This is a genomic window from Paraburkholderia sp. J11-2 (assembly GCF_905220185.1).
In the GTDB taxonomy this organism is placed as follows: domain Bacteria; phylum Pseudomonadota; class Gammaproteobacteria; order Burkholderiales; family Burkholderiaceae; genus Paraburkholderia.
Genome location: NZ_CAJMYY010000003.1, coordinates 284,599 through 303,695 on the forward strand (window position 1 = coordinate 284,599; position 19,097 = coordinate 303,695).

Consider the following 19,097-nt stretch of genomic DNA (forward strand, 5'->3'; position numbering starts at 1 on the left):
CTCATGCAATCGAAGCGGCGCGCCGTACTACGTAATTCCCAACTCAGCTGAAGTCGTTCTCAAGGAACGGCGTGCGCTTGACCGCCTGGTCGAGCGTCACGAGGGTTTCGAGCAGATCGGCCATGCGGTTCAGCGGCACGGCGTTCGGACCGTCGGACTTGGCCTGCGCAGGGTTCGGGTGCGTCTCCATGAAGAGACCCGCCACGCCCGTGGCAACGGCCGCGCGCGCAAGCACCGGCACGAATTCGCGCTGACCGCCCGAGCTCGTGCCCTGCCCGCCCGGCAACTGCACCGAGTGGGTCACGTCCATCACGACCGGTGCGCCGGTCTCGCGCATGATAGCGAGCGAACGCATGTCCGAGACGAGGTTGTTGTAACCGAACGAAACACCGCGTTCGCAGGCGAAGAAGCGGTCTTCGGAAAGACCCGCCTCACGCGCGGCTTCGCGCGCCTTGTCGATCACGTTCTTCATGTCGTGCGGCGCGAGGAACTGGCCTTTCTTGATGTTGACCGGCTTGCCCGAGCGCGCGCACGCGTGGATGAAGTCGGTCTGGCGGCACAGGAACGCAGGCGTTTGCAGCACGTCCACGACCGACGCCACGGGCCCGATCTCTTCTTCCGAGTGCACGTCGGTCAGCACGGGCAGACCGAGCTGGCGCTTCACTTCGGAGAGGATGCGCAGGCCCTCGTCCATCCCGAGGCCGCGAAACGACTTGCCGCTCGAACGATTGGCCTTGTCGTAGGACGACTTGTAGATGAACGGGATACCGAGCTTCGACGTGATTTCCTTCAGGCGGCCCGCCGTGTCGATCGTCATCTGTTCAGATTCGACGACACAGGTGCCTGCGATCAGGAAAAACGGCTTGTCGAGACCGACCTCGAAACCGCACAGATTCATGCTTTCTCCTCGGCGCGCGCCTCATGGTGCGCGACTGCCGCTTCGACATACGCCTTGAAGAGCGGATGGCCGTCACGCGGCGTGGACGTGAATTCCGGGTGGAACTGGACGCCGACGAACCACGGGTGCATGTCGCGCGGCAGTTCCATCATTTCCGGCAGATCTTCCGACGGCGTACGGGCGCTGATGATAAGGCCGTTCGCCTCGAGCTTGGGCACGTAGCCGTTATTGACTTCATAACGGTGACGGTGACGCTCGTTCACATCCTTGCCATAGATTTCCGCCGCGAGCGTGCCGGGCTTGATCGGGCAGCGCTGCGAGCCGAGGCGCATCGTGCCGCCGAGGTCGGAGTCTTCGGTGCGCTTCTCGACCTTGCCTTCGCGGTCGGCCCATTCGGTGATGAGCGCGACGACGCGGTCAGGCGTGTCCGGATCGAATTCCGTGCTGTTCGCGTGCTTCAGGCCCACCACGTCGCGCGCGAATTCGATCACGGCGAGCTGCATGCCTAGGCAGATGCCGAGGTACGGCACCTTCGCTTCGCGAGCGTACTGAATCGCCTTGATCTTGCCTTCGGTGCCACGACGGCCGAAACCGCCCGGCACGAGGATTGCGTCGAGATGCTTGAGGCTCTCGACACCCTCTTCGTCGATCTGCTCGGAGTCGATGTACTCGATGTTCACCTTCGCCGACGTCTTGATCGACGCGTGGCGCAGCGCTTCGATGAGCGACTTGTACGACTCGGTCAGGTCGACATACTTGCCGACCATGCCGATCGTGACTTCGTGCTTCGGGTGCTCGAGCTTTTCGACCATTTCCGACCAGATCGACAGATCTGCGGGCTTGGCGGAAAGCTTCAGCTCGTCGCAGACGATCGAGTCGAGACCCTGGTCATGCAGCATCTGCGGAATCTTGTAGATGCTGTCGGCGTCCCACACCGAGATCACGGCGTCTTCGGGCACGTTCGAGAACATCGAGATCTTCGCGCGTTCGTCGTCGGGAATACGGCGGTCGGCGCGGCACAGCAGCACGTTCGGATAGATACCGATTTCGCGCAGCTTCTGCACGCTGTGCTGCGTGGGCTTGGTCTTGAGCTCACCCGCCGTGGCGATGAACGGCACGAGCGTGAGGTGCACGAAGCACGCGCTGTTGCGGCCAAGGCGCAAGCTCATCTGACGCGCGGCCTCGAGGAACGGCAGCGACTCAATGTCGCCCACCGTGCCGCCCACTTCGACGATCGCGACGTCCGGCTCGCCACACGTCGCCGATGCGGCGCCGCGTTCGACGAACGCCTGGATTTCGTTCGTGATGTGCGGAATGACCTGCACGGTCTTGCCCAGATAGTCGCCGCGGCGTTCCTTGCGGATCACCGATTCGTAGATCTGGCCCGTGGTGAAGTTGTTGGCCTTGCGCATCTTCGTGGTGATGAAGCGCTCATAGTGGCCGAGGTCGAGGTCGGTTTCCGCTCCGTCTTCCGTCACGAACACTTCGCCGTGCTGAAACGGGCTCATCGTGCCGGGGTCGACGTTGATGTAGGGATCGAGCTTGAGGAGGGTGACTTTCAGACCGCGCGATTCGAGGATCGCGGCGAGGGAGGCGGCGGCAATACCCTTGCCAAGGGACGAAACTACGCCGCCGGTGACGAAAACATATTTGGTCATCGCTGAATGCTCGCGGGAAAAACGGATTATACCTGAAAGCAAGGGCTAACCCTGAATTTTGAGCGGGCCGAATGTGGGTCGAATGCGAGGCGTAGTGTGTCGCCCTGCGTGCTCCCCTGCCCCGCAAGCAACAGCGCCGGAAAGCCGGCGCTCAGGCTCCGTTTTCCATGGCGTAAAGCATGCGCTGCACCGCGCGCGCGGTCTCGATCGGACGCTCCATGGGGTACAGATGACTGCCCTCGATCCACTCAAAACGCTCGCCCGCAATGCGCCGGGTTGCCGCAAGCCCGACCTGGCGGACTTCGCGCGACTGCGTGCCCGCGACGAAGCTCACCGGCACGGGCGAGCCGTGCGCGAGCCGCGCGCCGAGCGTATGCGGCAGCGTGCGGTAGATCATGTATTCGGTCTGGCGGTCGAAGGCGAGCGTGCGGCCGCCGTCAACCGAGGTCTGAGGAATGCCGAAGTCGACATAGTCGGACAGCACACGCTCGTCCCAGCGCGCGAACGCCGCCTTCGAATGGAAATGCCGCCAGGCCTCGTCGCGGCTCGCCCAGTTCGTGCGGCGCGTGCGCGTGGCGGCGGCCGGTGAAAGCCGTTCGTCGAGGCCGGTCCACTGCGAAACCCGCAGCATGCTGCTGCGCCAGCCCGCGATCACCGGCGAATCGAGCATCACGACGCCTTTGACCCATTGCGGCTTTTTCAGCGCGGCCATAAGAGAGAGGTAGCCGCCGAGCGAATGGCCGACGAGCCATACGGGTTCCTCGTAGGTGCGGCCAATGTCGTCGAGCAGTTGTTCGACGAGATGCGGCCAGTCGCGCGTGACGGGAAAGCGCGCGTCGTGCCCGATGCGCTCGATGTAACGCAGTTCGTAGTTATCGCCCAGTTCGGCGAAGAACGTGCGATAGATCGAGGCCGGAAAGCCGTTTGCGTGCGAGAAATGGATGACGTTTTTCAAAGGCGGCTTGTCTCTCTATTTTGTTGATCTCTTTCGTCTATCGCGCGTGCGTCCCTGCCTCTGCCGGCCCGGCGCGTCAGTCCTGCGTGGGCGGGTCCATCCAGTAGCGCCGCTGTGTATCGCGATAGCGCTCCACGGCGAGCGCGCCGGGTCCTGCCTCGACGCGCACGGCACCGTGGGCGTCGCTGCGCGCGAGCACGATGTGACGGGCCGCGTAGCGCGCGTAGACGCCCGGATGCGGGTGATGAAAGCGGTTCAGATAGCCTACCTGAAATATCGCGGCGAGCGGCCGGACAGAGTCGAGGAACGGTTCAGTCGACGAGGTTCGGCTGCCGTGGTGCGGCACGACGAGCACCTGCGCGCGCAGCCGCGCGGGGTCGCGCGCAAGCAGCGTACGCTCGACCCCCGCTTCGATGTCGGCGGCGACCAGCGCGGAAACCGGGCCCGCCTGGGTTTCGCGCGCGGCGCTCGCCGCCGTTGTCACCCGCAGGACGCAGCAATGCGCATTGGGTTTGCCCGCGAGCGGCCCGGGGTCGGGCCACAGCACCTCGAAGTCGACGCCGTCCCACCGCCAGCGCTGGCCGGCGGCGCACTGCACGGTCTGCGCGCCCTTTGCGCGCGCGCTCGCCCAGAGCGGATGCGCGGACAGAATGCCTGCCACGAATTGCCCCACATCAAGGGCATCGAGCACGGCTTGCGCGCCGCCGGAATGGTCGGAATCGTCGTGGCTGATCATCAGCGCGTCGAGGTGCCCTATGCCATGCGCCTGCAGATACGGCACGACGATGCGCTCGCCCGCCTGCGTCGATTCGGGCCCTGGGCCCGCGTCGAAAAGCAGGCGATGATGCGCGGTTTCGACCAGCACCGACGTACCCTGCCCGATGTCGAGCGCGGTGAGCCGGAAAGCGCCCGGCGGCGGCCCTGTGGGCGCGGGCACCAGTAACGGCAGCCACGTGAACGGCGCGAGCCAGCGCAGCGGCCAGCCGCGCGGCGCAAGACACCAGGCGACGCCCACGGCCGCGCAGGCGAGCGGCCACGCTCCGGGTTGCGGCAATCGCAGTACCGCCCACGGCAGGCCTTCGAGTGCGCCCAGCGTTGCGGCCAACCCGTCGAGGCAGCTATGCGCCACGCGTAGCGCGAACGCGTCGATTGGTGCGGGTAGCGCCGCGCTCCCGATGACCAGTGGCGTGACAAGCATGCTCACACAGGGAATGGCAAACGCATTGGCGAACGGTCCGATTAGCGGGATCTGCGCGAACCAGTAAGCCGTGAGCGGCGCGAGCGCCAGGGTGACGGCCCATTGCACGCGAGCGCTATCGCCCACGCGCGAGGCAATGCGTCGCATCGCCTCACGCCAGCCGCCTCGCGGAAAGGCCATGGCGGCGAGACGCCGAAGCCAGCGGTCGCGCGCGGGTGGCTCTGCGGGTGGTTCGGCTCGGTCGCGCATCGGATCGATCTCGTCAGCCGATAAATCCTGTGGCGCTTCCCTGTACAAACGGGGCACGCCGCTCGCCGCGAACAGAATCGCCCCGACCGCGCAGAACGAGAGCCAGAAGCCGGCGGCCGTCACTGCCCATGGATCGCGCAGCAGGACAAGCCCAAGCGCCCACGCCAGCACGTGCGAGCGCGCGACTTCGCGCCCGGCGAATAGCGCGAGGGCCACGACCGCCAGCATCCAGAGCGCTCGCTGCACCGGCACGTTGAAGCCGGCGAGCGCCGCATAGATGCCCGCCGCGAGCAACGCGCCCGCAACGGCAACCTTCTGCGCGGGCACAAAGAGCGGCGCCTCGACGCCGCGCCAGCGCGCGCGCCGCCACATTGCACCGACGACCCACCCCGCGAGCCCCGCGACGAACGCAAGATGCAGCCCGGAAATCGCCACCAGATGGCTCGTGCCCGTATTGCGCATGAGACGCCAGTCCGCGTCGCTGACCGCGTCCTGCGCGCCTGTCGCGAGCGCGATAACGATGCCGCGATGCGGCGCATCGCCGAGCACCGCGTCGATGCGCGCACGCAGCGCCGCGCGCGCCCGTTCGATGCGCACGCCGACACCGGAGGCGTCGACGGGCAATCGCACAGCCCGCGCCGGATCGCTCACATAGCCGGTTGCGCGCACGCCGCGCGCGAGCAGTGTGGCCTCCGTGTCGCGCAGACCGAAGTTGCCATTGCCGTGCGGCCGTTTGAGCCGCACGGCAAGGCGCCAGCGCGCGCCGGGCACGAGCGGCGGCAGCGGCGCTTCGCGCGCCACCCAGGACAACTGGATCAATTGCGGCAGCCGTGACGTGGCTTTGTGTGTTTCTTCGTGCGGCCCCCAGGATTCAACGCGAAAGAGGAAGCTCGCGCCGTTTTCGCCGTAAGAAGGCAAGCTGGAGATAGAGCCAGTGACGTCGAGATTGCGCGTCTGCCAGGCGGCGGGAAGCGCCTGTGCAAGCCGCAGTTCGGCGCGCCAGGCCGAGTAGCCAAAGCCTGCGCAGCCTGCTGCGAGCCACACCGCCGCCCAGCCGCTCGCCGTGCGCCAGCGTTGGTCGCCAAACGTGCCGAACATCCGTGGGTCATCTGCCTGCGCATGGGCGCCGAGCCCCCAAACCGCCCACCCGGTTGCAAGCACGATTGCCAGAACGAGCCCGACCCACGCGCCCCACCCCGGTAGCGCAGCCTGCCGCTGCAAGGCAATCACGCCCAGCGCAAACCCGCACCATATCGCCCGCATCCTGCCTCCTCGCAACGAGGGGGCAACATGCGCCGACCGCAACAATCACGCCGCGCACACCGCGCGCCGTACCCGCCACCCTGGAAACGATTATGCAGACGAAAGCGCGAGCCGCGGCAGCGCGGCCGCAGCGTTAGCCGTCGTGCCAAGTGCAAGTTCCGCGGGACTCAAGCCGCGCAAGCCCGCAAGCACGGCACCGATGCGCGGCACCTGGTCGGGTGTGTTGCGCTCGCGATAAAGCCAGGCTGGCGAGATATCGGGGGCGTCGGTTTCCATGACGATTGCCTCGAGCGGCAACTGCTGCGCGAGCCTGCGAATCTGCAGCGCGCGCTCGAACGTCAGATTGCCGCCGAAGCCCAGGTGCATGCCTTGATCGATGAACGCGCGCGCCTGCTGAAAACTGCCGTTGAACGCATGCGCGATCCCGCTTTTCACGCCGTTGCGGCGCAGCCCCTTGAGCACCTGATCCTGCGATTTGCGCACGTGGCAGATCGCCGGCAGGCCGAACTCGCGCGCGAGGCGCAGCTGCGCGTCGTAGAAGTGCTGCTGACGTGCGTCGTCGAGGCCCGGCACGAAGTAATCGAGCCCGATCTCGCCGATGCCAACGAAACGCGGATCGTCGAGACTCGCTTCGATCTCGCGGCGCAACGCCTCGAGGTCTTCGTCGCGCGCCTGCGGCGTATAGAGCGGATGGATGCCGAGCGCGTAGACCGCGCCCGCGGTGCGGTGCGCGAGCGCGCGAACCGTCGAGAAGTTCTCGCGCGCGACCGCCGGAATCACGATGCGCGACACGCCCACCGCTTGCGCCGCCGACGCGACCGCGTCGCGGTCAACGTCGAACTCGGCGGCATCGAGATGGCAGTGCGTGTCGATCCACATGGCGCTCGCTCGCGGGAAAGCTCAGACCGGGACGACCGGTTCCTCGTGCAGCATGCCGTCGCGCAAACGCACAATGCGGTCGCAGCGCGCCGCGAGGTCGGGATCGTGCGTGACGATCACGAAGCTCGTGTCGAACTGGTCGGAAAGTTCGAGCATCAGGTTGAAGACGGTATCGGCCGTCGTGCCGTCGAGGTTGCCCGTGGGCTCGTCGGCGAGCACGCACGCGGGCTTCGTCACAAGCGCACGTGCGATCGCCACGCGCTGGCGCTCGCCGCCCGAAAGCTCGCCCGGCCGGTTGCGCGCACGATGCGAGAGGCCCACGCGCTCCAGGATCTGCATCGCCTCGGCGCGCGCGTCTTCCTGCGTCATGCGGCGAATGCGCAGCGGCATCGCCACGTTGTCGAGCGCCGAAAACTCGGGCAGCAGATGGTGGAACTGATAAACGAACCCGAGCGCGCGATTGCGCAACTCGTTGCGCTCGCGCTCGGAAAGCTCGGTGAACGGCTTGCCGAGCACCGAGACCTTGCCCGCGCCCGGCTCATCGAGCCCGCCCAGCACGTGCAGCAGCGTGCTCTTGCCCGAGCCCGACGCGCCCACCACGGCGAGCTTTTCACCGCGCTTCACTTTGAGATCGGTGTCGTGCAGCACCTGCACGGCAAGCGCGCCCTGGCCGAACACCTTCGAGACGCCGTGCGCTTCGAGCACATACGGATAGTCGCCGGCCGCGGCGATGAGCGATTGACGGTCATTCATAGCGCAGCGCCTCCGCAGGACGAACCTTGGCCGCACGCCAGCTCGGATAGAGCGTGGCGAGCGCGGACAGCACGAACGCAATCACGCCGATGCGGATCACGTCGGAAGCCACGAGTTCCGAAGGCAGCTCGCTGATGAAATACACCGAAGGCGGCAGGAACTGGATGCCGAGCAGATGCTCGATCGCCGGCACGCTCCATGGAATGCTCCATGCGATCAGGCAACCGAGCGCAATGCCGAGGCCGGTGCCCACGAAGCCGATCGTCACGCCCTGCACGACGAAGATTTTCATGATCGAGCCCGGCTGCGCGCCGAGCGTGCGCAGGATCGCGATATCGGCCTGCTTGTTGGTGACGGTCATGACGAGAGACGAAACGAGATTGAACGCCGCGACCGCGATGATGAGCGTGAGGATGATGAACATCATGCGTTTTTCGATCTGCACGGCCGAGAACCAGGTCTTGTTCTGCTGCGTCCAGTCGCGGATATAGAGGTCGCCCGAGAGCGTATGCACGAGCTGGCGCGCCACCGCCGGCGCGCGTTGCATGTCCTTCAGGCGCAGACGCACGCCGCTTGGCGCGCCGAGGCGATACAGCACTTCCGCGTCGCGGATGTTGGTGAGCGCGAGCGTGCTGTCGTACTCGTAGTGGCCCGATTCGAACACGCCCACCACCGTGAACTGCTTCAGGCGCGGCAGCATGCCGGCCGGCGTGATCGAGCCCTCGGGCGCGACGAGCGTGACCTTGTCGCCCACTGTAACGCCGAGGTTCACGGCGAGATCGGCGCCGAGCACGATACCGAAGCTGCCGGGCGTGAGGTCGTTCAGGCTGCCCGCCTTCATCTCCTTGCCGATGTCCGACACCTGCGGCTCTTCGGAAGGCTCGATACCGCGCAGCGCGACGCCGTTCACGCTGTCACCGCGCGTGAGCAGCGCCTGGGCGTCCACGTAAGGCGCCGCGCCGATCACTTCCGGATTGGTCTTCGCTTCCTTCGCGGTGAGCTGCCAGTCTGGCATCGTGCCCGTGGGCGAAAAGATCTCGATGTGCGCGAGCACGGAGAGCATGCGGTCGCGCACGTCGCGCTGGAAGCCGTTCATCACCGAGAGCACGACGATCAGCGCCGCGACGCCGAGCGCGATGCCCGACATCGAGATGAGCGCGATGAACGAGATGAACCCGTTGCCGGTCGTGCGTTTGCCAGCGCGGGTGTAGCGCCAGCCTATCTGCCATTCGTAGGGAAGTTTCAAGCGAATCCTTTTTGCGTCTTCGTTGCGCTCCGGCGGCGCGTATTGACCCTGGGTGACCCTGGGGCCAGTGCGCCGGACGCCCGAACAATATCGTGCCGGGTCGGGCGGCGATCAACCGCGAAGTTTGCCATACTGGCGCCCCTCCACGGACATTCGACCGACTTTCGCCGGCGATCGCACAAACTTGCGCGCCTGCGACACGCACGGCCCGCGGGCGTTTGCCCGCCCTCTCCTTCGAGCCGCATTTCGTCCACAAGTGCCGCCGCACAAGCATAACGGAGCGATGCGGGCCCGTTGCGATACGCCAGAGGGCCGCCCGGCGCGCCAGGCGCCGAAGTACAATGCGCACCATCATGCCCGCCGACCGACTCCATCTCCTCGTTCCTTTTGCCTTGCCGTCCGCTGCGGCCGCCTCCACCGCGCTTGCGGGCCTCGAATACCCGGCGCTCGCGAAACTGGTTGCGCGCGCGACACTCGGCGAGCAAGTGATCGGCGAGGACTTCCAGCGCACGCTGCCGCACGAGCGCTGGGTTGCGCGCCAGTTCGGCGCGCTCGGTGCCGCGAACGCAAACGACGCAAGACCCGCGCCGGCCGCCGACGACGAAGCGCCCCTTGCGCCCTACATGCTGCTCGCCGATGGCGGCACGCCAGGCAACGCCACGTGGGCATGCGTGCAGCCCGTGCACGTGCGCATCGCGCACGACCATCTGGTGCTGATCGACCCCGCTTCGCTCGAACTCGCCGACGCCGACGCCGCCACGCTCTACACCGTCGCCCGCCCGCTGATCGAAGAGCTGGGCGTGCGCGTCGAGGCTCCGACTCCGCAGCGCTGGTACCTCTCCTCAGAAGCGTTCGGCACGCTCGCGGGCGCTTCGCCCTTGCGCGCGAGCGGCCGCAACATCGAGATCTGGCTGCCGCACGAGGCCCAGTCGGGCCAGCGTTCGCGCGCGTGGATGAAGGTGCAGAACGAAGTGCAGATGGCGTGGTTCGAGCATCCTGTGAACGAGGCGCGCGAGGCGCGCGGTCTGCCCGCCGTCAATTCGATCTGGTTCCACGCGCAAGGCGAGCTGCGCCCGGTCACGAGCCCTTATGCACGCGTGCGCTCCGACGCAGCCGCCACACGTGGCCTGGCACTCGCCGCGAAGTCGGAAGTCAGCGCCGCGCCTGCGACCTTCGCCGCGCTCGCAGCCTCGCTCAACAACGGTTCGGGCACGGGGGCGACGCTCGTCGAACTCGATCCGTTTTCAGCCGCCTTCATCCAGCAGGACTGGGGCCGCTGGAACGCCGCGTTCGCGCAACTGGAGCGCGACTGGTTCGCGCCCGCGCTCGCCGCGCTGCAAACGGGCGCGCTCGCCGCGCTCGACCTCACGCTGTGCGGCGACACCGGCTCGGTCACCCTCTCTATCACGCGCGGCGATTTGCGCAAGTTCTGGCGACGCCGCCTGTTCGCGTCGCTCTTTATCGAATGATCCCCGAATGACCTCTTTCTTCCGCACTCACGCATGACCCGAATCGTCACCCGCGCCTGCTCGCCCGCCGACACCGAAGCGCTCGTGCGCCACGGCCTGCATCCGGTGCTCGCACGCCTTTACGCCTCGCGCGGCGTCTGCCAGCCTGACGAGATCGAAACCGGACTCGCGCGCCTGATTCCGCCCACGGGCATGAAGGGCATCGACGAGGCCGCCACGCTGCTCGCCGACGCGCTCGAAGCGGAGTGCCGCATGCTCGTGGTCGCCGACTACGACTGCGACGGCGCGACCGCCTGCGCCGTGGCCGTACGCGGCCTGCGCATGTTCGGCGCGCAGATTGACTATCTCGTGCCGAACCGCTTCGAGTATGGCTACGGCCTCACACCTGAGATCGTCGCGCTCGCCGCCCAACGCAAAGGCGGGCCACCCGACGTCCTGATCACGGTGGACAACGGCATCGCCAGCGTGGAAGGCGTCGAAGCCGCCAACGAGCTCGGCATCGAGGTGCTCGTGACCGATCACCACCTGCCGGGCGACACGCTCCCCGACGCGCGCGCCATCGTCAATCCGAACCAGCCGGGTTGCGAGTTTCCGAGCAAGTGCATCGCGGGCGTGGGCGTCATGTTCTACACGCTGCTCGCGCTGCGCGCGGAATTGCGCAAGCGCGGCGCGTTCAGCGACGGCAAGCCCGAGCCGCGCCTCGACGGCCTGCTCGATCTCGTCGCGCTCGGCACCGTGGCCGACGTCGTGAAGCTCGACTGCAACAACCGCGTGCTCGTCGCGCAGGGCTTGCAGCGCGTGCGCAACGGCCGCATGCAGCCGGGCATCGCAGCGCTCTTTCGCGCTGCGGGGCGCGACGCGAAAAGCGCCTCGGGCTTCGACTTTGGTTTCGCGCTCGGGCCCCGTCTGAACGCAGCCGGCCGGCTTTCGGACATGTCGCTCGGCATCGAATGCCTGACCACCGACGACGTCGGCCGCGCGTGGGAACTGGCCCAGCAGCTCGACTCGATGAACCGCGAGCGCCGCGAGATCGAGGCGGGCATGCAGCAGCAGGCGCTTGCCGATCTCGCCGATGTCGATCCGCAAGGCAAGGCGACGCTCACGCTGTTCAACGAAGGCTGGCACCAGGGCGTGATCGGCATCGTCGCGGGGCGCCTGAAGGAGCGTTTTCACCGCCCTTCGTTCACCTTCGCCCCGGCCGACGACGACGGCGAACTCGTGAAGGGCTCGGGCCGTTCGATCCCCGGTTTCCATCTGCGCGACGCCGTCGATCTCATCAGCAAACGCGAGCCGGGCCTGATCCAGAAGTTCGGCGGCCACGCCATGGCCGCGGGCATGACGATCGCCGCCGCCGATGTGCCGCGATTCGCCGCCGCGTTCGAACGCGTGGGCCGCGAATGGCTCACCGAAGAAGCGCTCGCCCGCACCGTCGAGACTGACGGCGATCTCGAAGACGCCTACTTCACGCCCGATTTCGTGGAGATGCTCGATGCCGCCGTGTGGGGCCAAGGCTTTCCGGCGCCCGTGTTTTCGGGAGAATTCGAAGTGGCTTCGCAGGCGCTCGTGAAAGACAAGCACCTCAAGCTGCAATTGCTGCGCGGGCGCCAGCGCTTCAACGCGATCTGGTTCAATCACACCGAGTCGCTGCCGCAGCACACCACGGTCGCTTACCGGCTCGTGCGCGACACCTGGAACGGCGTCTCGCGCGTGCAACTCGTCGTGGAGCACGCGGCGCTCTGAGTGCGCCATGAGCGCCCACGCGCGGGCCCCCAGATGGTCCGCGCCGCCCTTGATCCGGGTCCAATCGGCTATAATTCAATGTTTTACACGCCGGATCACGACACAAATGGAAGCGGAACGTCTCAACGCGATCGAAGCCCTTTTGGCGGACCTGCGCATGCGCGCGGGCGAGCTACGGGGGTATCTTTGACTACGACGTAAAAGCCCGACGGCTCGTCGAAGTCAACAGCGAACTCGAAGACCCCAACGTCTGGAACGACGCCAAGCACGCCCAGGGTCTCGGCAAGGAAAAGAAGCTGCTCGAGGGCGTCGTGCACGTGCTCGACGGCATCGAGAACGACACGCGCGACACGCAGGATCTCTTCGAGATGGCCCGCGAGGAAGGCGATGAGGACACGCTCGTCGCCATCGAAACCGACACTCACGCGATCGAAGCACGCGTCGCCGACGTCGAGTTCCGCCGCATGTTCGCGAATCCGGCCGACCCGAACAACGCGTTCATCGACATCCAGGCCGGCGCCGGCGGCACCGAGGCGTGCGACTGGGCTTCCATGCTGCTGCGCCAGTACGTGCGCTACTGCGAACGCAAGGGCTTCAAGACCGAAGTGCTCGAAGAGTCCGAAGGCGACGTGGCCGGCATCAAGAGCGCGACGATCAAGGTCGAAGGCGAATACGCCTACGGGTTCCTGCGCACCGAAACCGGCATTCACCGCCTCGTGCGCAAGTCGCCGTTCGATTCATCGGGCGGGCGTCATACGTCGTTCTCGTCGGTGTTCGTGTATCCGGAAATCGACGATTCGTTCGAGATCGAAGTCAATCCGGCCGATCTGCGCATCGACACGTACCGCGCTTCGGGCGCGGGCGGTCAGCACATCAACAAGACCGACTCCGCCGTGCGTATTACGCACGTTCCGTCGGGCATCGTCGTGCAGTGCCAGAACGACCGCTCGCAGCACCGCAACCGCGCCGAAGCCATGGCCATGCTCAAATCGCGCCTGTACGAAGCCGAAATGCGCAAGCGCCAGTCGGAACAGGACAAGCTCGAAGCGGGCAAGTCGGACGTGGGCTGGGGCCACCAGATCCGCTCTTACGTGCTCGACAACAGCCGTATCAAGGACCTGCGCACCAACGTCGAAATCAGCAACACCAAGGCCGTGCTCGACGGCGATCTCGACGCCTTCATCAGCGCGAGCCTGAAACAGGGCGTGTAAGCTTGCCGCACGCCACGGGCGCTGCAGAACACCGCATGCCGCCCTCTCCTGCTGCGCCGCCCGCCTCGACTGCGAGGCATGCGGCGCGCAGCAGGAACCGAAGTCCGCTTATCTGCGCGCCGTGCGCGCCGTGTCCCGCGAAGGACCATACCGGGGCCGCCGCCCCGAAAACTCGCCGAAACACCTGCGAATCAAAGAACTCCGAGCCATCATGACCGAACCGACCCAGCAGAACGCGCCCAGCGCCGCGCCCGAACTCGACGACAACCAGATCATCGCCGAGCGTCGCGAGAAACTGCGCGCACTGCGCGAGGCAGGCGTCGCCTATCCGAACGACTTCCGCCCCACCCACCACGCCGCCGACCTGCAGCGCGACTACGCCGACACCGACAAGGACGCGCTCGAAGCGAATCCGCTCGAAGTCGCCATTGCCGGCCGCATGATGCTCAAGCGCGTGATGGGCAAGGCGAGCTTCGCCACGGTGCGCGACGGCTCGGGCCAGATCCAGTTCTTCATCACGCCCGCCGACGTGGGCGAAGCCACCTACGAAGCGTTCAAGAAGTGGGACCTGGGCGACATCGTCGCGGCCAAGGGCGTGCTGTTTCGCACCAACAAGGGCGAGCTTTCGGTCCGCTGCACGGAACTGCGCCTGCTCTCGAAGGCACTGCGTCCGCTGCCGGACAAGTTCCACGGCCTCTCCGACCAGGAAATGCGTTATCGCCAGCGCTATGTCGACCTGATCGTCACGCCCGAAGCGCGTCAGACGTTCCAGGCGCGCACCAAGGCAATCTCGTCGGTGCGCAACTTCATGGCGAACGCAGACTTCATGGAAGTCGAAACGCCGATGCTGCACCCGATCCCGGGCGGCGCGGCCGCCAAGCCGTTCGTCACGCATCACAACGCGCTCGACATGCAGATGTTCATGCGCATCGCGCCCGAGTTGTATCTGAAGCGTCTGATCGTGGGCGGCTTCGAGCGCGTGTTCGAAATCAACCGGAATTTCCGTAACGAAGGCGTTTCGCCGCGTCACAATCCGGAATTCACGATGATGGAGTTCTACGCGGCGTACACCGACTACGCGTGGCTCATGGACTTCACCGAGCAGCTGATCCGCCAGGCCGCCATCGACGCGAGCGGCACCGCCGTGCTGACGTATCAGGGCCGCGAACTCGACCTCTCGAAGCCGTTCCATCGCTTGACGATCGTCCAGGCGATCCAGAAGTACGCGCCGCAGTACACGAACGAGCAACTCGCCGACGCCGCCTTCCTGCGCTCGGAACTGAAGAAGTTCGGCGTGGACGCAAACCAGCCGCAGTTCCTGAATGCGGGCGTGGGTTCGCTGCAACTGGCGCTGTTCGAAGAGACCGCCGAGTCGCAGCTGTGGGAGCCGACCTACATCATCGACTACCCTGTCGAAGTTTCGCCGCTTGCTCGCGCCTCGGACACGCTGCCGGGCATTACCGAGCGCTTCGAGCTGTTCATCACGGGCCGCGAGATCGCCAACGGTTTCTCGGAGCTGAACGATCCGGAAGACCAGGCCGCCCGCTTCAAGAAGCAGGTCGAGCAGAAAGACGCCGGCGACGAAGAAGCGATGTTCTACGACGCCGACTACATCCGCGCGCTCGAGTACGGCATGCCCCCGACGGGCGGCTGCGGCATCGGCATCGACCGCCTGATCATGCTGCTCACGGACAGCGCGAGCATCCGTGACGTGATCCTCTTCCCGCACCTGCGCCGCGAAGACTAAGCGCAAGCTCTGCCTGACATGACGGGGCGCATGCGGTTCACACCGCATGCGCCCCGTTTCTTTATGGCATCTCAACGCCCAGGTTTGTAACCATCGGTAAGATCTGCCGGCTAGCGCAACGGCTGAAACGGGCACATCCATTGCGCCAGCGTGGAAAACCGCGCTGTGCAACGCTGCGCGACGATTGCGCACTGTTCGTCACAATGCCGCCGATGCGCCGGGTTACAAATTGAAACGCTCACAGAATTGGATTGGCTCACACTGGGTCTCACAAGTCTCACAAGCGAGCCAACTCTGCCAAAGACGGAGCCTGTCATGAACACAACTGATCCAATCACACCGAAACGCCGCCTCCACCCATTGATCGCAACCGCGGCGGCGGCCGTCATCGTCGCAAGCCTCGCGGCCACCGCAGCCATCACCGGCGTTTTCCCGAAAGCCTCCAGCACCACCGAGCAAAGCGCTCAGGTGCAGACGGGCCAGACGTCGATGATGGCTTCACAGCCGGCTGTCGTTGACTCGACGAGGCCGGTGCAGGCTTCGCAATACGCGCAGAACGACCAGAATGCGCCCACCGAGACGCAACCGGCGCCGGTACAGGCTCAACAGCCAGCGGCCGTGCCCGTCGCGCCTGCGCAGCAATATGGTCAACAGCCTGGCCAGCCGCCGCAGCCTTCGCAACAGCAGTACGCACAGGAAGCGCCGCCCGCCCAGCCCGCGTGTTCGACGTGCGGCACGGTCGTCGCGATTTCCGAGGCAAAGCAAGAAGGCCACGGTACCGGTATCGGCGCAGTGGGCGGCGCGGTGGCCGGCGGCGTGGTCGGCAACCAGTTCGGCTCGGGTAACGGCCGCACGGCCATGACGTTGCTAGGTGCACTCGGTGGCGGCTTCGCGGGCAACTCGGTCGAAAAGCACCTGCGCAGCACGACAACCTATTCGGTGCGCGTGCGCATGGAGAACGGCAAGACGCGCTACTTCACGTATCACGAAGCGCCGCCGTTCCAGCAGGGCGAGCGCGTGCGCGTGGAGAACGGCACGCTGGTCGCGGGTTGATTGCGCTGACGCCGGGAAGCTAGTTGCGCAATAAAAAAGGCGATTTGCCGTAAGGGCAAATCGCCTTTTTCTCGTCTTTTCGTCTGCTTCGCGGGCGTGCCGGGAATCAGTAGTCCGCGTCTTCGATCCACGCCGCCTGGATCGCCTCGAGAATCTTCTCGTTCGAGCGCTCGGGGTCGTCGTCGAAGCCGTCGAGCTGCGTGATCCAGCGGTGCAGATCGGTGAAGCGCACGTACTGCGGGTCCACTTCTGGATGGGTGTCCGTCAAGGCCATCGCGATGTCCTGCGTATCGGTCCATTTCATGGCTGCGCGCTCCTCCTGATGTTCAGTGGCTCAGTGGTTTTCCTTCGCGTGGTTGATCGAGTAACGCGGAATCTCGACCACCAGATCGTCGTTCGCAGGCACGATGGCCTGGCACGACAGCCGCGATGTCGGCTCGAGTCCCCACGCCTTGTCGAGGAGATCGTCTTCGTCTTCCTCGGACGGCACGAGCGCATCGAAACCTTCGCGCACGATCACGTGACAGGTCGTGCAGGCGCACGACTTCTCGCATGCGTGCTCGATTTCGATACCGTGTTCGAGCAGCGCGTCGCACACGCTCTCGCCCGGCTTGGCGTCGATGACCGCACCCTCAGGGCACAGTTCGACATGGGGCAGCACCACGATTTGAGGCATTGTGATTTCCGTATCCAATAACTTTCATATCGGGCGCATGCCCCGCCTCCGACGGCGGCATGTGCCCATTCTACTGTCGGTGCGTGCTCCGCCACATCGGGAAAGCACGCACGCGCGCGCCGTTTGCTAACGACGCGTTCACCTTTAAGCTGTTGAGGTTTCAGCCACGCTTTTAACCGCGGCTTCAGCCGATCTCGTCGAGCTTCTTGCCCGCCAGCGCGCGCTTGATGCCCTTGTTCATCCGGCGCGCGGCAAACTCGTCGGTGCCTTCGGAAAGCGCCTTCGTCGCCGCTTCGATCGTGCCGGCGTCGTCGCCCTGCGCGACTTGCGCGAGCGCGGCGATCAGCGCGTCGACTTGCGCACGCTCGGCTTCGTCGAGCAGTTCGCCATCGGCGCCCAAAGCGGCGTTCGTCGCTTCGATGATGCGTTGCGCCTCGACCTGTGCCTCGCGCAGCGCGCGGGCGCGCATGTCGACTTCGGCGGTCTTGAAGCTGTCTTCGAGCATGCGGGCCACGTCGTCATCGGCGAGACCGTAGGACGGCTTCACCACCACCGACGCTTCCACGCCCGAGAGCTGCTCGCGCGCGAACACGGACAAGAGGCCGTCCGCATCCACCTGGTAAGTCACGCGAATGCGCGCCGCGCCCGCCGCCATCGGCGGAATGCCGCGCAGTTCGAAACGCGCGAGCGAGCGGCAGTCGGCAACGAGTTCGCGCTCGCCTTGCACGACGTGAATCGCCATGGCCGTCTGGCCGTCCTTGAAGGTCGTGAAGTCCTGCGCTCGCGCGACCGGGATGGTCGAATTGCGCGGGATGATCTTCTCGACGAGGCCCCCCATCGTCTCCACACCGAGCGACAGCGGAATGACGTCGAGCAGCAGCCAGTCGTCCTCGCCGCCGCGGTTGCCCGCGAGCAGGTCGGCCTGGATCGCCGCGCCGAGCGCGACGACCTGGTCCGGGTCGAGATTCGTAAGCGGCGCCTGGCCGAAGTGCTGCTCCACGGCGCGGCGGATCACCGGCATACGCGTCGCACCGCCCACCAGCACCACGCCCTTCACGTCTTTCGCAGCCACCTTTGCGTCGCGCAGCGCCTTCTTTGTCGGCGTGAGCGTGCGCTGCACGAGCGCTTGCGTGAGCGCTTCGAAGCGCGGCTCGTCGATCGTCAGCGCGATCTGCTTGCCGTTCGACAGGCTCGCCTCGATGCGCGCCTCGGGCGCGGACGAGAGCGCCTCCTTCGCATCGCGCACGCGGTCGAGCAACAGGCGCACGTCTTCGGGTGCGAGGCTCGCGCGCTCGATGCCGGACTGCTCCAGCGCATACGCAAAGAGCGCGTGGTCGAAATCGTCGCCGCCGAGCGCCGAATCGCCGCCGGCCGCCAGCACTTCGAACACGCCCTTCGTGAGCTTGAGAATCGACAGGTCGAACGTGCCGCCGCCGAGGTCATAGACCGCGTAGAGACCTTCGGCGCCGTTGTCGAGCCCGTAGGCAATCGCCGCCGCGGTCGGCTCGTTGAGCAGACGCAGCACGTTCAGGCCCGCGAGACGCGCGGCGTCCTTGGTCGCCTGGCGCTGCGCTTCGTCGAAGTACGCAGGCACCGTGATGACGGCGCCGACGAGCTCGTCGCCGAGCGTGTCTTCGGCGCGCTGGCGCAGCGTCGCGAGAATCTCCGCCGAAACTTCGACGGGGCTCTTCACGCCGTCCACGGTCTGGATCTGCACCATCCCCGGCGCGTCGACGAAATCGTACGGCGCGTTGGCCGCGCCTTCGACTTCGGACTTGCCGCGGCCCATGAAGCGCTTGACCGACACGATCGTGTTGCGCGGATCGGTGGCGGCTTCAGCCTTCGCCGTGCGGCCGATCCGACGGCCGCCATTCGCGAGATAGCGCACGACCGAAGGCAGCAGCACGTGGCCGTCTTCGTCGGGCAACACGTCGGGCACGCCGCTGCGCACCGCTGCGACCAGCGAGTTCGTCGTGCCGAGGTCGATGCCGACGGCGAGTCGCCGCTGATGCGGCGCCGGCGCCATGCCGGGTTCGGAGATTTGCAGTAATGCCATCTGTGTAATCTGCTTTTTAACCTGCTTTAAACCTGATGAGCGCGAG

The 19,097-nt window shown here is 66.0% G+C and carries 15 protein-coding genes; 5 read left to right on the top strand and 10 right to left on the bottom strand.

All coding sequences use genetic code 11. The features are described 5' to 3' along the window. Window positions 1-43 precede the first annotated feature (43 nt). The 7 genes from kdsA to U5A57_RS05745 form a co-directional block, all read right to left on the bottom strand. A complete protein-coding gene (gene kdsA, locus U5A57_RS05715; RefSeq protein WP_028204156.1) occupies window positions 44-898 on the bottom strand; it encodes a 3-deoxy-8-phosphooctulonate synthase in 855 nt (284 codons plus the stop codon). After that, window positions 895-2,556, bottom strand: a complete 1,662-nt coding sequence (locus U5A57_RS05720) for a CTP synthase (protein WP_321908940.1) — start codon at window positions 2,554-2,556, stop codon at window positions 895-897. The genes kdsA and U5A57_RS05720 overlap by 4 nt, the downstream gene beginning before the upstream one ends. 151 nt (window positions 2,557-2,707) lie before the next feature. Then, window positions 2,708-3,511 carry an alpha/beta hydrolase gene (locus tag U5A57_RS05725; RefSeq protein WP_321908941.1) on the bottom strand — a complete coding sequence of 268 codons (804 nt, stop codon included), beginning with the start codon at window positions 3,509-3,511 and terminating at the stop codon, window positions 2,708-2,710. 76 nt (window positions 3,512-3,587) lie between these two features. After that, window positions 3,588-6,221, bottom strand: a complete 2,634-nt coding sequence (locus U5A57_RS05730; protein WP_321908943.1) for a ComEC/Rec2 family competence protein — start codon at window positions 6,219-6,221, stop codon at window positions 3,588-3,590. Between the two features lie 90 nt (window positions 6,222-6,311). Next, window positions 6,312-7,100, bottom strand: coding sequence for a TatD family hydrolase (locus tag U5A57_RS05735; RefSeq protein ID WP_321908944.1), 789 nt, complete (start codon window positions 7,098-7,100; stop codon window positions 6,312-6,314). A gap of 21 nt (window positions 7,101-7,121) precedes the next feature. Beyond that, window positions 7,122-7,853, bottom strand: coding sequence for a lipoprotein-releasing ABC transporter ATP-binding protein LolD (lolD, locus tag U5A57_RS05740; protein WP_321908945.1), 732 nt, complete (start codon window positions 7,851-7,853; stop codon window positions 7,122-7,124). Beyond that, window positions 7,846-9,099 carry a lipoprotein-releasing ABC transporter permease subunit gene (locus tag U5A57_RS05745; protein WP_321908947.1) on the bottom strand — a complete coding sequence of 418 codons (1,254 nt, stop codon included), beginning with the start codon at window positions 9,097-9,099 and terminating at the stop codon, window positions 7,846-7,848. The genes lolD and U5A57_RS05745 overlap by 8 nt, the downstream gene beginning before the upstream one ends. 341 nt (window positions 9,100-9,440) lie before the next feature. Between U5A57_RS05745 and U5A57_RS05750 the strand changes: the two genes are divergently transcribed. The 5 genes from U5A57_RS05750 (at window position 9,441) to U5A57_RS05770 (ending at window position 16,319) form a co-directional block, all read left to right on the top strand. Further along, on the top strand, window positions 9,441-10,568 hold the full coding sequence (locus tag U5A57_RS05750) for a regulator (protein WP_321908949.1): 1,128 nt from the start codon (window positions 9,441-9,443) through the stop codon (window positions 10,566-10,568). A 33-nt stretch (window positions 10,569-10,601) separates the two neighbouring features. Next, window positions 10,602-12,308 carry a single-stranded-DNA-specific exonuclease RecJ gene (recJ, locus tag U5A57_RS05755; RefSeq protein WP_321908950.1) on the top strand — a complete coding sequence of 569 codons (1,707 nt, stop codon included), beginning with the start codon at window positions 10,602-10,604 and terminating at the stop codon, window positions 12,306-12,308. A gap of 106 nt (window positions 12,309-12,414) precedes the next feature. Further along, window positions 12,415-13,519 (top strand): peptide chain release factor 2 gene (gene prfB, locus U5A57_RS05760; RefSeq protein WP_321908951.1). Its coding sequence is split into 2 segments (ribosomal slippage): window positions 12,415-12,495 and window positions 12,497-13,519, totalling 1,104 coding nucleotides; the frame shifts between segments, so codons are not numbered across the junction. Window positions 13,520-13,730: 211 nt separating this feature from the next. Next, on the top strand, window positions 13,731-15,266 hold the full coding sequence (gene lysS, locus U5A57_RS05765) for a lysine--tRNA ligase (RefSeq protein WP_321908954.1): 1,536 nt from the start codon (window positions 13,731-13,733) through the stop codon (window positions 15,264-15,266). 315 nt (window positions 15,267-15,581) lie between these two features. Next, window positions 15,582-16,319, top strand: a complete 738-nt coding sequence (locus U5A57_RS05770) for a glycine zipper 2TM domain-containing protein (RefSeq protein WP_321908955.1) — start codon at window positions 15,582-15,584, stop codon at window positions 16,317-16,319. Window positions 16,320-16,425: 106 nt separating this feature from the next. On the opposite strand, the gene iscX is transcribed toward U5A57_RS05770, so the two are convergent. The 3 genes from iscX to hscA form a co-directional block, all read right to left on the bottom strand. After that, complete coding sequence (iscX, locus tag U5A57_RS05775; RefSeq protein WP_028204168.1) at window positions 16,426-16,623, bottom strand: Fe-S cluster assembly protein IscX; 198 nt, start codon at window positions 16,621-16,623, stop codon at window positions 16,426-16,428. A gap of 30 nt (window positions 16,624-16,653) precedes the next feature. Continuing rightward, the gene (gene fdx / locus U5A57_RS05780; protein ID WP_158757575.1) at window positions 16,654-16,995 is read right to left on the bottom strand and encodes an ISC system 2Fe-2S type ferredoxin; all 342 of its coding nucleotides are present in this window, start codon (window positions 16,993-16,995) and stop codon (window positions 16,654-16,656) included. Between the two features lie 184 nt (window positions 16,996-17,179). After that, entirely contained in the window at window positions 17,180-19,051 is a 1,872-nt protein-coding gene (gene hscA / locus U5A57_RS05785) for a Fe-S protein assembly chaperone HscA (protein ID WP_321908957.1), read from the bottom strand. Window positions 19,052-19,097: the final 46 nt, after the last annotated feature.

What these genes read in the sequence shown, in the direction of transcription:
- kdsA (WP_028204156.1), bottom strand. Translation starts at nt 898, where the DNA reads ATGAATCTGTGCGGTTTCGAGGTCGGTCTCGACAAGCCGTTTTTCCTG.
- U5A57_RS05720 (WP_321908940.1), bottom strand. Translation starts at nt 2,556, where the DNA reads ATGACCAAATATGTTTTCGTCACCGGCGGCGTAGTTTCGTCCCTTGGC.
- U5A57_RS05730 (WP_321908943.1), bottom strand. Translation starts at nt 6,221, where the DNA reads ATGCGGGCGATATGGTGCGGGTTTGCGCTGGGCGTGATTGCCTTGCAG.
- U5A57_RS05735 (WP_321908944.1), bottom strand. Translation starts at nt 7,100, where the DNA reads ATGTGGATCGACACGCACTGCCATCTCGATGCCGCCGAGTTCGACGTT.
- lolD (WP_321908945.1), bottom strand. Translation starts at nt 7,853, where the DNA reads ATGAATGACCGTCAATCGCTCATCGCCGCGGCCGGCGACTATCCGTAT.
- U5A57_RS05750 (WP_321908949.1), top strand. Translation starts at nt 9,441, where the DNA reads ATGCGCACCATCATGCCCGCCGACCGACTCCATCTCCTCGTTCCTTTT.
- recJ (WP_321908950.1), top strand. Translation starts at nt 10,602, where the DNA reads ATGACCCGAATCGTCACCCGCGCCTGCTCGCCCGCCGACACCGAAGCG.
- lysS (WP_321908954.1), top strand. Translation starts at nt 13,731, where the DNA reads ATGACCGAACCGACCCAGCAGAACGCGCCCAGCGCCGCGCCCGAACTC.
- U5A57_RS05770 (WP_321908955.1), top strand. Translation starts at nt 15,582, where the DNA reads ATGAACACAACTGATCCAATCACACCGAAACGCCGCCTCCACCCATTG.
- iscX (WP_028204168.1), bottom strand. Translation starts at nt 16,623, where the DNA reads ATGAAATGGACCGATACGCAGGACATCGCGATGGCCTTGACGGACACC.
- fdx (WP_158757575.1), bottom strand. Translation starts at nt 16,995, where the DNA reads ATGCCTCAAATCGTGGTGCTGCCCCATGTCGAACTGTGCCCTGAGGGT.
- hscA (WP_321908957.1), bottom strand. Translation starts at nt 19,051, where the DNA reads ATGGCATTACTGCAAATCTCCGAACCCGGCATGGCGCCGGCGCCGCAT.